The sequence below is a fragment of the Trinickia sp. genome, assembly GCF_051953955.1.
Lineage (GTDB): Bacteria > Pseudomonadota > Gammaproteobacteria > Burkholderiales > Burkholderiaceae > Trinickia.
In genome coordinates this window covers 12,995-26,725 of sequence record NZ_JBQCIF010000097.1, presented here as the reverse complement: position 1 = coordinate 26,725, position 13,731 = coordinate 12,995, and the positions used below count along the sequence as shown (strand labels likewise).

Annotated in this window: 14 protein-coding genes; 4 read left to right on the top strand and 10 right to left on the bottom strand. The window is 64.9% G+C overall.

What is annotated here, in order from left to right; translation table 11 throughout:
* The first annotated feature begins 3 nt into the window (after positions 1 to 3).
* Together ACTHNZ_RS19100 and ACTHNZ_RS19095 are read left to right on the top strand one after the other, a co-directional pair.
* Positions 4 to 1,155 (top strand): FAD-binding oxidoreductase, encoded by a 1,152-nt coding sequence (locus ACTHNZ_RS19100; RefSeq protein WP_440544127.1) that lies wholly within the window; start codon positions 4 to 6, stop codon positions 1,153 to 1,155.
* 158 nt (positions 1,156 to 1,313) lie between these two features.
* Positions 1,314 to 2,177, top strand: a complete 864-nt coding sequence (locus ACTHNZ_RS19095; RefSeq protein WP_440544126.1) for a glycine betaine ABC transporter substrate-binding protein — start codon at positions 1,314 to 1,316, stop codon at positions 2,175 to 2,177.
* 131 nt (positions 2,178 to 2,308) lie between these two features.
* Here ACTHNZ_RS19095 and purU read toward each other — a convergent pair whose 3' ends face one another.
* The 10 genes from purU to phnG all read right to left on the bottom strand — a co-directional run bounded on the left by purU (position 2,309) and on the right by phnG (position 11,662).
* Entirely contained in the window at positions 2,309 to 3,187 is an 879-nt protein-coding gene (purU, locus tag ACTHNZ_RS19090; protein ID WP_440544125.1) for a formyltetrahydrofolate deformylase, read from the bottom strand.
* Positions 3,188 to 3,348: 161 nt separating this feature from the next.
* On the bottom strand, positions 3,349 to 4,911 hold the full coding sequence (locus tag ACTHNZ_RS19085; protein ID WP_440544124.1) for a methyl-accepting chemotaxis protein: 1,563 nt from the start codon (positions 4,909 to 4,911) through the stop codon (positions 3,349 to 3,351).
* A 301-nt stretch (positions 4,912 to 5,212) separates the two neighbouring features.
* Positions 5,213 to 5,497: a DUF3331 domain-containing protein gene (locus ACTHNZ_RS19080; RefSeq protein ID WP_440544123.1), complete on the bottom strand. Its 285-nt coding sequence runs from the start codon at positions 5,495 to 5,497 to the stop codon at positions 5,213 to 5,215.
* 148 nt (positions 5,498 to 5,645) lie between these two features.
* Entirely contained in the window at positions 5,646 to 6,779 is a 1,134-nt protein-coding gene (locus ACTHNZ_RS19075) for an alpha-D-ribose 1-methylphosphonate 5-triphosphate diphosphatase (protein WP_440544122.1), read from the bottom strand.
* A 76-nt stretch (positions 6,780 to 6,855) separates the two neighbouring features.
* The gene (gene phnL, locus ACTHNZ_RS19070; protein WP_440544161.1) at positions 6,856 to 7,608 is read right to left on the bottom strand and encodes a phosphonate C-P lyase system protein PhnL; all 753 of its coding nucleotides are present in this window, start codon (positions 7,606 to 7,608) and stop codon (positions 6,856 to 6,858) included.
* A 77-nt stretch (positions 7,609 to 7,685) separates the two neighbouring features.
* A complete protein-coding gene (gene phnK, locus ACTHNZ_RS19065) occupies positions 7,686 to 8,456 on the bottom strand; it encodes a phosphonate C-P lyase system protein PhnK (RefSeq protein WP_440544121.1) in 771 nt (256 codons plus the stop codon).
* Positions 8,453 to 9,388: an alpha-D-ribose 1-methylphosphonate 5-phosphate C-P-lyase PhnJ gene (locus ACTHNZ_RS19060; RefSeq protein ID WP_440544120.1), complete on the bottom strand. Its 936-nt coding sequence runs from the start codon at positions 9,386 to 9,388 to the stop codon at positions 8,453 to 8,455. Before ACTHNZ_RS19060 ends, phnK begins: the two co-directional genes overlap by 4 nt.
* The gene (locus ACTHNZ_RS19055; protein WP_440544119.1) at positions 9,385 to 10,572 is read right to left on the bottom strand and encodes a carbon-phosphorus lyase complex subunit PhnI; all 1,188 of its coding nucleotides are present in this window, start codon (positions 10,570 to 10,572) and stop codon (positions 9,385 to 9,387) included. Before ACTHNZ_RS19055 ends, ACTHNZ_RS19060 begins: the two co-directional genes overlap by 4 nt.
* Positions 10,572 to 11,183, bottom strand: a complete 612-nt coding sequence (gene phnH / locus ACTHNZ_RS19050) for a phosphonate C-P lyase system protein PhnH (RefSeq protein ID WP_440544118.1) — start codon at positions 11,181 to 11,183, stop codon at positions 10,572 to 10,574. The genes ACTHNZ_RS19055 and phnH overlap by 1 nt, the downstream gene beginning before the upstream one ends.
* Positions 11,180 to 11,662: a phosphonate C-P lyase system protein PhnG gene (phnG, locus tag ACTHNZ_RS19045; RefSeq protein ID WP_440544117.1), complete on the bottom strand. Its 483-nt coding sequence runs from the start codon at positions 11,660 to 11,662 to the stop codon at positions 11,180 to 11,182. Before phnG ends, phnH begins: the two co-directional genes overlap by 4 nt.
* Before the next feature lie 286 nt (positions 11,663 to 11,948).
* On the opposite strand from phnG, the gene phnF reads away from it, so the two are divergent.
* Positions 11,949 to 12,737, top strand: coding sequence for a phosphonate metabolism transcriptional regulator PhnF (gene phnF / locus ACTHNZ_RS19040; protein ID WP_440544116.1), 789 nt, complete (start codon positions 11,949 to 11,951; stop codon positions 12,735 to 12,737).
* Entirely contained in the window at positions 12,734 to 13,477 is a 744-nt protein-coding gene (locus ACTHNZ_RS19035; RefSeq protein ID WP_440544115.1) for a DUF1045 domain-containing protein, read from the top strand. The genes phnF and ACTHNZ_RS19035 overlap by 4 nt, the downstream gene beginning before the upstream one ends.
* Positions 13,478 to 13,731: the final 254 nt, after the last annotated feature.

Genomic DNA, 13,731 nt, shown 5'->3' with positions numbered 1-13,731 from the left:
GACATGATGCGAGACGCGCAAACTTTCGAGCCGCAGGACGCACGCGTGACGCGCCCCGCATTTTGGCGCGCGCTCGGCGCAACCTGGACCAGCGACGAGGAAGAGACGCTCGTGTGCTGCCAGGTCAGGCAGGAAACGCACGACGTGAAGAGCTTCTTCTTCATGTCGAAAGAAGGGCGGACTTTCTCGTTCGAGCCGGGGCAATTCATTACGCTCGAGCTCGAGATCGACGGCGAGACGATCAACCGTTGCTACACGATTTCGTCGGCGCCGACGCGCCCCCACACGATTTCGATCACGGTCAAGCGCGTGCCGGGCGGCAAGGTGTCGAACTGGCTGCACGACAATCTGCGTCCCGGCGACGCGATTCGAGTGCTCGGGCCGGCGGGCGAGTTCACCTGCGCGCGTCATGCGGCGGGGAAGTACTTGTTCTTGTCGGCGGGCTCCGGCATTACGCCGCTGATGTCGATGAGCCGTTCGCATCACGAGCTCGGCGAGGATCGCGACATCGTCTTCGTGCACAGCGCCCGCACGCCCGACGACATCATCTTCGCGCGCGAGCTCGATCTCATCGCGTCGAATCACCAGCATTTCCGTACGTCGTTCGTGTGCGAGCGCCTGGGGCCGCGAACGAACTGGCCCGGCGTCACCGGATTTTTGACGCTGCCGCTGCTACGGTTGATCGCACCGGATTTCATGGAGCGCGAGATCTTCACGTGCGGCCCGGCACCTTACATGAAGGCGGTGCGCGACCTGCTCGACGAAGCGGGTTTCGACCGCGCGCACTACCACGAGGAGAGCTTTTCGTTCGATTCGCTCTCGCCGGCGGAGCAGGCGGCCGCATCGGAAGGCGACGGCTCGGCGCTCGATGCCGGCGCAGCCGACGGCGCGGCCAAATTCTCCGTCTCGTTCACGAAGATGCGCCGCGACATCGAGTGCGGCGCGCACGAGCACGTGCTCGATGCGGCCAAGCGCGCGGGCGTGCGGCTGCCGGCGTCCTGTACGCAAGGCATGTGCGGCACCTGCAAGGTCAAGCTCGTATCGGGGCAGGTGGACATGCGCCACAACGGCGGCATTCGCCAGCGAGAGATCGATCAAGGCATGGTGCTGCTTTGCTGCAGCAAGCCGCTCAGCGATTTGGTGGTAGATAAGTAGAAAGTAGGCAATAAGCAGGCAACCCGTAGGCAACTCGCGGCCAACGATCGTCGTTCTCGGACAAACGCGTGTCGGAAACCGCACTTACCAGCCAATTTTGGCTGCTCAATCTAAAGCCTGATTCACCGCACCGCGGATGGACGACCAGGAGAGTGACCATGAAAATTTTCAAACTGTTGATGCTGACGGCCGCCATCGGTACGGCGCTCGCGAGCGCGGTGCCTGCCTATGCGGACGGCAAGCCGACGATCAAGATCGGCTACGTCGAAGGCTGGGACGATAGTGTCGCGACGTCGAACGTCGCGGCGCGCGTCATCGAAACGAAGCTCGGCTACCCGGTCAAGCTCGTGCCGGTGGCAGCCGGCGTGATGTGGGGCGGCGTGGCGCGTGGCGATCTGGATGCGACGCTGTCCGCGTGGCTCCCGGCCACGCACGCTTCGTACTGGGAGCAGTACAAGTCGAAGGTCGAAGACCTCGGCGCGAACTTCAACGATGCGAAGATCGGGCTCGTGGTGCCCATGGACGTCAAAGCAACGTCGATCGCCGATCTCGAAGGGCAAAAGGACGCCTTCGGCGGGCGGATCGTCGGGATCGACGCCGGCGCCGGCGTGATGAAGAAGGCCGACGATGCCATCAAGGCATACAACCTCAGCTACCAACTGATGCCGAGCTCGGGCAGCGCGATGACGGCCGAACTGGCGCGCGACATTCACGCGAACAAGCCGATCGTCGTCACGGGCTGGGCGCCGCACTGGATGTTTGCGAAGTGGAAGCTCAAGTTCCTCGAAGATCCGAAGAAGGTCTTCGGCGGCGCCGAGCACGTCGACAACGTGATCAACCCCGAGCTCGAGAAGAAGGCCCCGCAGGTCGTCGAGTTCCTGAAGAAATTCCAATGGAAGCCGGGCGAGATCGACGGGATCATGCTGGCGGCGCAGAACGGCACGAAGCCTGACGACGCAGCGAAGTCGTGGGTGTCGGCACATCCCGACCGCGTGGCGGATTGGGTTTCCGGCGTCAAGTAACACGCGATAGCAGAACAGGGTGTCCCATACGGGGCGCACGGCTGAACGAGCCGCTGCGCCCCGCTTTTTTTGGGGGGCGCGGTACGCGCGCCTCTCCACGAAAGACGAGAGGCGCTGCTAGCGGCTCGCCGCTACTGCAGAACGACGGTCCGCTCGCCGTTGATGAACACGCGCCGCTCGATGAACGCTTTGACGGCGCGAGCGAGCGTAATGCACTCGACGTCGCGCCCGACGGCCAGCAGTCGTTCGGGACTATGCGAATGATCGACGCGCTCGACGGTCTGCTCGATGATCGGGCCTTCGTCGAGGTCGTCGGTAACGAAGTGAGCCGTCGCGCCAATGAGCTTCACGCCGCGCGCATGCGCTTGGTGATAGGGCTTGGCGCCCTTGAACCCGGGCAGGAACGAGTGATGGATGTTGATTGCGCGCCCGGCGAGCTTGCGGCTCGTTTCCTCGGACAGAATCTGCATGTAGCGCGCGAGCACCATCAATTCCGCGCCCGTCGTCTCGAACAGATCGAGCAGGCGCGCCTCCTGGCGGCCCTTCGTCTCGGGCGTGAGCGGCAGGTAGTGGAATGGCAAGCCGTGCTGCACGGCCATCGACTCGAGCGTCGTGTGGTTGGACGCGATGCCGACGATGTCCATCTTCAGCTCGCCCATACGCCACCGGAACAGCAAGTCCGCCAGGCAATGCTCGAGCTTGGACACCATGAGCAGGACCTTGGGCCGGACGTTGGCATCATGGATGGCCCACGTCATGTCGAACCCGGCGGCGATCGGGGCGAACTCGGCTTTGAGGCGATCGACGTCCAGCGTCGCGCCATCGGCTCGCGCGCCGTGGAAGACGCATCGCATGAAGAAGCGCTCGCTGAGGTCGTCGTCGAAAACGGTGAGTTCGTCGATGTATCCGCCGTGCTTGTCGAGCAGCGCGACGACGGCGGCGACTTGGCCGGCCGCGCTCGGACAGGCGAGCGTCAGCACGAATTGGTGGGAACGATCGGGAGTTGACATAGAAATACCCTGGTCTCCAAGAAAATGCGCGCGGCTCGAACTTCCGCACTTACCGCGCCGCCTTCTAGCGTCTGCTTCGAGCAGACGTCATCGGACCTTAGTAGACCAAGCCAGATCGTTTACCGATAGAACCGAATCGCCGTGCCGATGGTATCCGTCCGTCAGGCCGCGCCCGACGGGAGCCGGAACCGTGCGACCGCCTCGTCGAGGCGGCGGCTCTGATCCTCGAGCGAGGCGGCGGCCGCCGCCGCCTCTTCGGCCAGCGCGGCATTGCGCTGCATGGCTTGCTCCATGTGCGAAACGGAAGCGTTGACTTGTTCGATGCCGATCGATTGCTGCTCCGATGCGAGGCTGATTTCGGCGATGATCGTGCGCACGCGCTCAACGGCGTGTGCAAGCTCGCTCATCGTCGCGCCGGCTTCGCCGACGAGAGTGCTGCCGCCGTCGACGCGCTGCGTCGAGTCGCCGATCAGCGTTTTGATTTCCTTCGCGGCCGAGGCCGAACGCTGCGCCAGGTTGCGCACCTCTGATGCCACCACGGCGAAGCCGCGCCCGTTTTCTCCGGCGCGCGCCGCTTCCACCGCCGCATTGAGGGCCAGTATGTTCGTTTGGAACGCGATCCCTTCGATCACGCCGACGATTCCGGCGATCTGCGTCGAACTCGCCGAGATGGCGTCCATCGTCGCGACAACGCGCGTCATGGCCTCGCCGCCCTTGAGCGCGATCGCGTTGGCGCTTGCGGCGAACGTGTGGGCGCTGCGGGCATTGTCGGCGGTTTGGCGGACGGTTGCCGTCAATTGCTCGATGCTCGCGGCGGCCTCTTCCAAGGACGCGGCTTGCTGCTCGGTGTGATCCGACAACTCCATGTTGCCGTGCGCGATCGTGCGTGCATCGCCGACGATCGATTCGGTGCTCGTGCGAACTTGGCTGACCGTCTGCGCCAATCCCGTTTGCATCTGATCCAAGCGACTGAGCAGATGGCCCATTTCCTTCGCGCGCGCGGCCGAGACGCGGTGCGTCAAATCGCCGTTGGCGATGCGGTCGAAATGATCGACGGCGGAATTGACCGGCGTGACGATGGCGCGGGCCAGCGTCCGCTGAATGACGAGGCCCACGACGAGTGCAAGCACTCCGGTCGCGCCGAGCACCCAAAGCGCGTGATGAAAGCGCGAGTCCGCCGCTTCGAAGCGCGCTTTCTGGCGGTCGACTTGCAGGTTCTCCAGTGCCGTGATCGCGTCCTGGTAGGCGGCGAACAGGGCCGGCGGCGCCTCGCGCTGCGTCGACAGGAAGTCGACCTGATCGTCCTGGTCCAACTGCGTCAGCGCTTTTTGCAGGGTTTGCGTCAAGAGCGCCTGGCGGCGCGTCAGCAGTGTATCGAGCAGGGTTTGCTCGGCCGCATCGGGCGTGTGCAGTTGCCGGTAGGCGGCCAATTCGTCGTTGCTCTGCGCCAGCAACTGGTGCAGTCGCGCGATTTCGGCTTTGGCCGGCTGGCCCGCGCTGATCAATTGCTCGACTTCGCTCAACCCGCCGCGAAACACGAGCAGCCGCTCGGAACTCGTCTTCAGATGGAGCAGGGAGGCCGTATCGTCGCGGTACATGGCGCCGAGCGCCGCATTGCCGGCCGAGAGCATGGCGACCGCGCCGGCGATGACGAGCATCAAGAGCGCCGTGTAGCCGGCGATGGTGGCGGCCAGGCCGCCTCGAATCGAGAGCGATGTTTGCATGACGATATTCGCTTACGGTGCACCCGTGGGGCGGGTGCCGATGCACGTCCGAAGATGGCAAAGGCAGTCGGGAAGGCGCAGAACGAACGACGCCTACGGCGTGTATATCGGCAGGGCCGGAGAACGGCTGTTGTCAGAACGCGACGGCGGCATGGTCAATTGCGACAACGCCGTCACGCCGTCAGGCGGGGCATGCACGCGCGCATGCGGTATACGCGTGCGGCACGCACGAAAATCATCATGAAAGCTAAATGCGGGAAACTACTAAAAATCGTAGTCCCGCGTTGCGGACTCAATGAAATTATTCCTCCACAGCCGCGCGGAACGCATCGACCGAGATCATGGCTGCCGCGTTCGCGGGCGCGGGGCGTTCCGCCGGGCGAAATACGGCATCGCCGCGCCGAATCGCGCGCCGAGAAACGATGCAGGTGCCCGACGAATTGGCCGAGCGCCGGCGCCAGCGCTGCTCCCCATAATGGCAGCGGCCGGGCTCGACCCAGCGGATGATGAGCGTGGTGTCGGATTGTTCGAGAATTTCGATTTGGACGCGGCTTACGTCTATGGCGTGAGACTTTTTCGTCCTCATAGCAGCTCCTGGACTCAAGCTGTCTAAATGTATTCGGGTCGAGCCAGGACCGCTATCGCTATATCCGTAGAAACACAATTCTCTAAATTGCAATAATCAGGATGCGCTTACGCCAATTCGCACAAATCTGCACACGTTTTTGCACATCTCAGGTGACGCGTGCCCCCCGCACGTAGGTCGCACGCGGCACTGGGAAGCCACCGCTCACGGTCACCCGGACCATATCGGCGCGCAAGCCCGGCTCGATCGCGCCCCGGTCGTTCAGACCGACCGCCGCGGCGGGGGCCGCCGACACGGTTGCCACCGCGCGCGGCAACGGCCACCGCGCTTCGTGCACGAGTTGAAACGCCGCCAGCATGAGGCTCGACGGCACGTAATCCGAGGAAAGGATGTCGAGCAAGCCCTCCTTGGCCAACTCGAGCGCGGACACATTGCCCGAGTGAGACCCCCCGCGCACGATATTGGGCGCGCCCATCACGGTCACGAGCCCTTGCTCCCGCGCCGTGCGCGCGGCGGCCATCGTCGTCGGAAACTCCGAGATGGCCATGCCGTCGCGCACGGCCTCTTCGACGTGCTCGACGAGCGTATCGTCATGGCTCGCGACCGGAATGCCGAGCGTCCTGCACCGATCGACGATGCAGCGCCGGTGCGTCTGCGCATAGCGCGCTTGGAGCTCGGACAATTCGAGCAGCGCCGTTTCCATCTTTTCGTCGCTCCACTTCCCGTTGCGTTCCTGATACTGGCGCCACTTGGCCGCGTCGCGCCATTGACGCTGGCCCGGCGTATGGTCCATGACCGATGCGAGCTCGACGAGGCGATGGGCGCCGAATTCGTCGAAGAGATCGACGACGTCTTCCGTTCCGACCTCGCAGCGCAAGTGCAGGTAATGTTCCGCGCGCAGCAGACCGTGTTCGGCCAGACGATCGAGCGCCGCGACCGCGTCGCGGTGGAGTTGGCTGCCGCGCAGGCCCGCATCGGTGCGCGAGCCGATCGCGAGCGAATCGAACACCGTCGTGATGCCGGCGGCGGCCACCTGCGCATCGTGGATGACGAACGCCGCATCGACGTTCCACATGACACCCGGGCGCGGCACGAGATGCTTCTCGAGATTGTCGGTGTGGAGTTCGACGAAACCGGGCAGCAGATAGTCGCCGCCCCAGTCGTCGGCCTCGGGGGCGCTCGTCGTGCCCCGTGCCACTTCGGTTACGAGCGCATTGTCGATGCGCACGACCCCGAGGAATTCTTCGTCGCGCGTGACGATGCGCGCATTCTTGATCAGCATCCCGCTTTTCTCCGTATCCGCTTCGCAGAATCTGCGCGGCTCACATCCATTATCGTTCGATGAGCGTCCATGACGGTCACGCGCACGCGAGCGTGGACGCCGGCACGAGTTCCAGGCACCGTGTGGCGACTTGGGCGCGCGCCGTTTCATCGTGAAAGATGCCGACGATCGCGGCGCCGCGCCCGCGCGCTTCGGCTATGACCTCGGCGACCACGGCCCGGTTCGATGCATCGAGCGAGGCCGTCGGCTCGTCGAGCAACAGCACCGGATGCTCGGCAATGAGGCCGCGTGCGATATTGACGCGTTGCTGCTCGCCGCCCGAGAACGTGGCAGGGGCGAGATGCCAGAGCCGCTCGGGGATGTTCAGCCGGGCGAGCCACGCACGTGCGCGCTCGCGTGCGTCGTCGCCGTCGATGCCGCGCGCGATGAGCGGCTCGGCGACGAGATCGAGCGTCGGCACGCGCGGGATCACGCGCAGGAACTGGCTCACGTATCCGATGATGTCGCGACGAATGCGCATGACTTCATGCGGGCTGGCACGCGTGAGCGACACATATCGGCGCTCGCTCCCGATCGGGTCGCGCACTTCGATGGACCCTTCGCTGACCAGATAGTTGCCGAAAAGGCACCGCAGCAGCGTGCTCTTGCCCGCGCCGGACGGCCCCACGAGCGCGACGCACTCGCCGCGCGAGACGTCGAGGTCGACGCCGCTCAGGGCAGATAGGGATGCTCCGCCTTGCGTGTGTAGCACGAACGTCTTGGCGATGCCGCGTGCGCGCAGCATCGGGCCGTCATCGGCGGCGAAGCTCATATCGATCGACTCGTCCATCATGTCAAGGTCCCTTTTGTTCTTCTAAGCCGACAACCGCGAACACGCCGCCATTGCTCGGTGCGTCGCGGTGCTCGTCACGCAGGCAATACGGAGGACACGAGAAGTTGCGTATAGGGATGCTGCGGGTCGTCGAGCACCTGATCCGTCAGCCCGGCCTCGACGACGCGTCCGCCTTGCATCACCATCAGCCGATGCGCGAGCAGACGCGCCACGCCGATGTCGTGCGTGACGATCACGCAGGCCAGATGCAGTTGTGCCGTGAGCGTGCGCAGCAGATCGAGCAGGCGTGCCTGCACGGAGACGTCGAGACCGGCGGTCGGCTCGTCCATCAACACGAGCCTCGGGCCGGTGACGAGATTGCGCGCGATCTGCAGGCGCTGCTGCATCCCCCCGGAAAACGAGGCGGGCAAATCGTCGATGCGTTCGGCGTCGAGCTCGACACGCCGCATCCAGCTCGCCGAGGTCTCGCGAATCCGCCCGAAATGGCGCGCCCCGACGGCCATGAGCGGCTCGCCGATGTTCGCTCCCGCCGACACCGTCATGCGCAATCCGTCGCGCGGGTTCTGCTCGACGAAGCCCCATTCCGTGCGCATGAGAAAGCGCCTGCGCGGTTCGGCCAACGTCAATAGATCCAGCGATTCGCCGTCGGCGGCCGTGTAGGCGAGGGAGCCCGATGCCGCGGCGACGCGCAGGGCCACCGTGTTCAAGAGCGTCGACTTGCCCGACCCCGATTCGCCGACCACGCACAGCACCTCTCCCGGATAAAGGTCGAAGCTCACGTCCTCGCAGCCGGTCCGGTCGCCATAGCGTGTCGTCAAGCCACGTGCGCTCAGCAAAGGTTTCATGTGCGTGCCCCATCGACTTCGGCTACCGGCGCGTGCTCGGGGCGAGGTGCTCGGGCCGGCGACGGTGCGCCGTCCGTCTCCCGGCGCTCGGTTCGCTGCCGGCAGTAGTCGCTATCGGAACAGACGAACATTCGCTTGCCTTTATCGTCGACGATCATTTCGTCGAGAAAGCTTTCCTTCGAACCGCATATCTCGCACGCATGCTTCCAGCGTTGAATCTCGAACGGATAGTCTTCGAAATCGAGGCTGCGCACGCTCGTGTAAGGCGGGATGGCATAGATTCGGCGCTCGCGTCCCGCACCGAAGAGCTGTAACGCCGGATTCATGTGCATCTTCGGATTGTCGAACTTCGGTATCGGAGACGGCGCCATTAAATAGCGGCCGTTGACGATCACGGGATAGTCATACGTCGTGGCGATGCTTCCGTGCCGGACGATGTCCTCGTAGAGCTTCACGTTCATGAGTCCGTATTCGGTCAGCGCATGCAGCTTGCGGCATTCGGCCAGACGCGGTTCGAGCCGGTACAGCGGCTCGGGCATGGGCACCTGATAGACGAGAATCTGCGCCTCCGTCAACGGCGTTTCGGGGATGCGGTGCCGCGTCTGAACGAGGGTTGCCTCGGCCGTGCGCGTCGTCGTCCGCACGCCGGCCGTCCGCGCGAAAAACCGCCTGATGTTGACGGCGTTGGTCGTATCGTCGGAGCCTTGATCGATGACTTTCAGCGTATCGCTCCGGCCGACGATCGCTGCCGTCACCTGAATGCCGCCAGTACCCCAGCCGTAAGGCAGTGGCATTTCGCGCGAGCCGAACGGCATTTGGTGGCCGGGGATCGCGACGGCCTTCAGGAGCGAGCGGCGGATCATGCGCTTCGTCTGCTCGTCGAGGTAGGCGAAGTTGTAGCCTTCGACGGTTGCGTTCACGACGGACATCATGCGTCCTCCCGATGCTCGTCCGTATGCCGCGTGTGCCGCGCGCCATGCTCTGCGCGCAAGCGGCGCACTAACTCGAGCTCGGACTGGAAATCGACGTAGTGGGGCAGCTTCAAATGCTGCACGAAACCCGAAGCTTCGACGTTGTCGCTGTGATACAGCACGAACTCGGGGTCTTGCGCGGGCGCCGTCACGGCTTCGCCGAGCTCTTGCGCACGCAGCGCGCGATCGACGAGCGACATGGCCATCGCCTTGCGCTCGGAATGCCCGAAGGCCAAACCGTAGCCTTGCGTGAAGCTCGGTGGCGTGTTGCCGCTGCCGGAGAACTGATTGATCATCTGACATTCGGTGACTTCGATCTCACCTAGCTCGACCGCGGCGCCGAGCTCCGGAACCTCCATTTCGACGGTTACGTTGCCGAAGCGGATTTCGCCCGCGAACGGATGATTGCCTGCGTAGCCGCGCTGTGTCGAGTAGCCCATCGACAGCAGAAAGCCTTCATCTGCGCGCGCCAGGTTCTGGAGCCGCACGGCGCGCTGTGCCGGCATCAAGAGCGGCTCGAGCGCGAGGTCCGCCGGCGCGGGCGGCTGCGTCGACGGCCGTTCCTGCTCGATCAGGCCCTCGGAATCGAGGAGCGTCACGACGCGTGGCATCGGCACTTTGTCTTCGGTATCGGACTCGAGCGGCAAGGACGCCGCGGCAGTGTTGGCCAGCGAGCGTGGCGCCCAATCCGACCCCGCCGACCCATCGCCGGTAGCGGATTCGAAGTGCGCCGATCCTTCCGCCAGCAGCGAGAAGTCGAGCAATCGCTGCGTGTAGTCGTAAGTCGGCCCTAGCAGTTGGCCGCCGGGCACGTCTTTGAACGTCGCCGAGATGCGACGCCGCACTTCCATGCGCTCGGTCTCGATCGGCACGGTGTAGCCGAAGCGCGGCAACGTCGTGCGATAGGCACGCAGCAGAAAGATCGCCTCGACGAGATCGCCAGCCGCTTGCTTGATCGCCAGTGCCGCGAGGTCTTCGTCGTAGACGGAGCCTTCGGTCATGACGCGCGCGCAAGCGAGCCGCATCTGCTGGCGGATTTGCGCGATCGTCAGCTCGGGCTCGGCACGATCGCCACGGCGCGCTTGCTCGAGCAAACGCCACGAGGCTTCGATCGCGCGCTCGCCACCCTTGACTGCAACGTACATTAGTTGACCTCCACTCGGGTCGTGCGCGGGATGCCGGCTACGGACCGCCCGCAGACGAGATAGCAATCGATGCCGCAAGGGGCTTGCGCCTCGAGCGCCGAGCGCTCGTGCCAGAACGTAGGGGCAAGGCCGATCGGTGCCAGGCCGGCGCTCGACTGGATGCCCGGCCCCGACAGCGTGAGCGGACGCCCTCCATCGAAGGCTTCGACGCGGATCAGCAGCGTGGCCGAATTCTGCGGCGCCTCGGGCGTGCCGAGCAGGAACGCATCGAGCGATGGCATGGCGGTGCCGTCGTCGATGTAGGCGAACGCAGCCTGGCGCGATTCGGCGGCCAGCGGTGCCCCCGTGTGAAAGCGGATGGCTTGGGCGAGCGCGTCGTCGGGCCGCTGCAGCCAAACGGGCGTGGAGAAGTCCACGAGCGTCAACATCGCCGCGAAAGCTGCAGCCGGCCATTGGCGAAGCACGCCGTCATCGAGCGCCACGTCGATCGAGCCGATCGTGCCGGGCCTTGCAAGAACGTCGAGCAACACGCGAAACGAGGCCTGCGCATCGTGCACCGGATCCGCAAAGCCGCGAACGAGCGAAGCGAGCGAGGAAAGCGGCTCAGTCATGTTTCGCCCCGCACCATCGTGTAGAAATCGACGCGCGTCGATGCGGTTTCCAACGCCCGCTTGCGGCGCGCCTCGTCGAGCGCCTGAACGAGCGGCTCCAATAACCGGGCGTGCAGTGCCGCTTGCCAGCGAGGGGATTGCAGCATGGCATCGGCGAGCGCCGCGAGCTCGGCGCGCTGTTTGTCGCGCCCCAACTGATACGCGATGCCGACGGTTCCTGAGCCATCGCTGCCTTTCAGCCGCAGGACGGCCCGCGTGACCGTGGCCTCTCCGACATTGAACGCGTCGCCGGTGCCGCCGATGCGTCCGCGTACCATCGCAAGCCCCGTTTGGGGCGTGCGCAGCCAATCGAAGGCGGGCAGAGGCGAACCCTCGCAGACTCCTTCGAGCGCGGACTCGAGAAACGAGCGCGGCGCCCGGGACAGATGAGCGAGCCAAGTTCGCCGCTCCAGAGTGACTTCGGAAGATGACGCCTGCATATGCCGAATTTCCTCGCTGATTGTCGAACCGTTGCGCGTTGGCTACGGCTGAACGAAAACCGAAACGAAAACGTCGTGCAAAGTTGAGATCGAAGTCGTCTAGTCATCTAGACGTCTATGCGACAACGAGCACATGCTAGCATACGACCATCGATGATGTGTGGCGCTCTCGTGTCAGTCGGCATCGTGTATCGAGGCCAACGATTCGAGGCGAACGATGCAGCGCGATCGCATCGTTGGAATGGTCTCTGAACGAATGATTCGAACCGATCGGAATGACAGAACGATGAAACGCAGCAACAACGAACGGGCAACGGAAGCGAGCGCGGCGTTCGGGGCGGGGCGCGCGGTCGAGCGTGGTGCGGGCGTGGCGGTATGGCGGCAGATCGAGCAGGTCCTGGCGTCCGAAATCGCGGCGAGTGGGTTCGGCGAAAGCGGCCGCCTGCCGAGCGAGGGCGATCTCGCGAAGCGCTTCGGCGTCAACCGCCACACGGTGCGGCGCGCCATGCTCGGGCTTGCGGCACAAGGGCTCGTGAGCGTGGAGCAGGGACGCGGCACGTTCGTGCAGCCGGGCGCGATCGACTACACGATCGGCCGTCGCACCCGGTTCACGGAAAACCTGCGCGAGCAGGGACACTCGGCGCACGGCACGGTGCTTTCGTCGGCTCAAATGAAGGCGGAGCCGAAGATCGCCAAGGCGCTCGGCCTGCGCACCGGTACGCTCGTCTATCGAGTCGAATCGCTTCACGCGGCGGACGGCGTGCCGCTCACCTATGCGCTTGCCTGGTATCCGGCCGCGCGCTTCAGCGGCTTGCCGGAAGCACTTCACCGAACCGGCGGCCGGTTTTCCGCGGCGCTCGCCGAATACGGCGTGACGGACTATTCGCGGCGCTGGAGCCGCATCGGGAGCACGCTGCCCGATGCGGACGTGGCGCGCCGGCTCAATATCAACCGCCAGCAGCCCGTGCTGTGGGTCGAGAACGTCGACGTCGATGCCGACGCCGTGCCGATCAAATATGGTGTGACGCACTTCGCGGCGGATCGCGTCCAGCTTTACGTGGAGCAGGACGGATGAACGTCGACGCCGCGAATGGCGAAGCGCCAGAATGGACCGCCGAGAGCCGGTTCGCGATCTATTACGTCCCTCCGCGCGATTCGGCGTGGTGGGAGGCGGGGTGTCGGTGGCTCGCGCGCGACCCGGAATCGGGCGAGGCGCTCGAGTCGCCCGTATTGCCCGCGCTCGCCGAGCGTTCGCGCGACGTGCGCAGTCTTTCGCGCGCTCCCCAGCGGTACGGCTGGCATGCGACGTTGATCGCGCCGGCCCGATGCGCGCCCGGTGTCTCGCTCGATCAGGTGGCCGAACGGGCGCGGGCGTGGGCATGCCGCCAGCAGGCGTTCACGCTGCAAGTCGAAGCGGCCGCGCTCGAACGATTCGTCGCGATCATACCGGCGACGGACGACGGCGCCGCCGCGATGCGCAGGCTCGCCGCCGACGCCTTGCATGCATTCGCGCCGTTGCGCGCGCAGCCGAGCGAGCACGATCGCCGCCGCCGTCTCTCGGTGAACCTGACCGAGCGGCAACGTGAATTGCTCGATCGCTGGGGTTATCCCTATGTGCTCGACGCGTTCCGCTTCCATATGACCTTGAGCGATTCGATCGATGGTGACCTGCGGCAGTTGCTGATCGATTGGTGGAGGACTCAGGTGCCGACGTTGGGTCCGCTGCCCATCGACGGTGCCGCGCTGTTCGTCGAGCCTCGCGCCGGAGCCCCGTTCGTCCTCGCCGCGCGTCTGCCATTCGGAGGGCGGCGATGACGGGCGGGCTGATCCAAGGCGTGCGCCGGTAGGCGGCAAAGCGGTTTCGTTCGTCAGCGGACGCAACGATCCCCATTGCGCGCGAGGCATCGGGACATCGGAACATCTAGACGTCTGGATATCGTCCAAACCTCGCTGCGCGACGAGAATCGCGCGTGCCTTTCACAAATTCATCATCTACGCATCCCACAATCCCCGACAGTTGGCTCGGCGCGATACTGCGTCGTGTCGGCGTTCAATCGATGCGCAACCAC

Bases quoted from the DNA above. Each gene is read 5' to 3' on its own strand.
- phnK (WP_440544121.1), bottom strand. From the start codon at position 8,456: ATGAAACCTTTGCTGAGCGCACGTGGCTTGACGACACGCTATGGCGAC.
- ACTHNZ_RS19060 (WP_440544120.1), bottom strand. From the start codon at position 9,388: ATGATGTCCGTCGTGAACGCAACCGTCGAAGGCTACAACTTCGCCTAC.
- phnF (WP_440544116.1), top strand. From the start codon at position 11,949: ATGAAACGCAGCAACAACGAACGGGCAACGGAAGCGAGCGCGGCGTTC.
- ACTHNZ_RS19080 (WP_440544123.1), bottom strand. From the start codon at position 5,497: ATGAGGACGAAAAAGTCTCACGCCATAGACGTAAGCCGCGTCCAAATC.
- phnH (WP_440544118.1), bottom strand. From the start codon at position 11,183: ATGACTGAGCCGCTTTCCTCGCTCGCTTCGCTCGTTCGCGGCTTTGCG.
- phnG (WP_440544117.1), bottom strand. From the start codon at position 11,662: ATGCAGGCGTCATCTTCCGAAGTCACTCTGGAGCGGCGAACTTGGCTC.
- ACTHNZ_RS19100 (WP_440544127.1), top strand. From the start codon at position 4: ATGATGCGAGACGCGCAAACTTTCGAGCCGCAGGACGCACGCGTGACG.
- ACTHNZ_RS19035 (WP_440544115.1), top strand. From the start codon at position 12,734: ATGAACGTCGACGCCGCGAATGGCGAAGCGCCAGAATGGACCGCCGAG.
- ACTHNZ_RS19055 (WP_440544119.1), bottom strand. From the start codon at position 10,572: ATGTACGTTGCAGTCAAGGGTGGCGAGCGCGCGATCGAAGCCTCGTGG.
- ACTHNZ_RS19085 (WP_440544124.1), bottom strand. From the start codon at position 4,911: ATGCAAACATCGCTCTCGATTCGAGGCGGCCTGGCCGCCACCATCGCC.
- ACTHNZ_RS19075 (WP_440544122.1), bottom strand. From the start codon at position 6,779: ATGCTGATCAAGAATGCGCGCATCGTCACGCGCGACGAAGAATTCCTC.
- phnL (WP_440544161.1), bottom strand. From the start codon at position 7,608: ATGGACGAGTCGATCGATATGAGCTTCGCCGCCGATGACGGCCCGATG.
- purU (WP_440544125.1), bottom strand. From the start codon at position 3,187: ATGTCAACTCCCGATCGTTCCCACCAATTCGTGCTGACGCTCGCCTGT.
- ACTHNZ_RS19095 (WP_440544126.1), top strand. From the start codon at position 1,314: ATGAAAATTTTCAAACTGTTGATGCTGACGGCCGCCATCGGTACGGCG.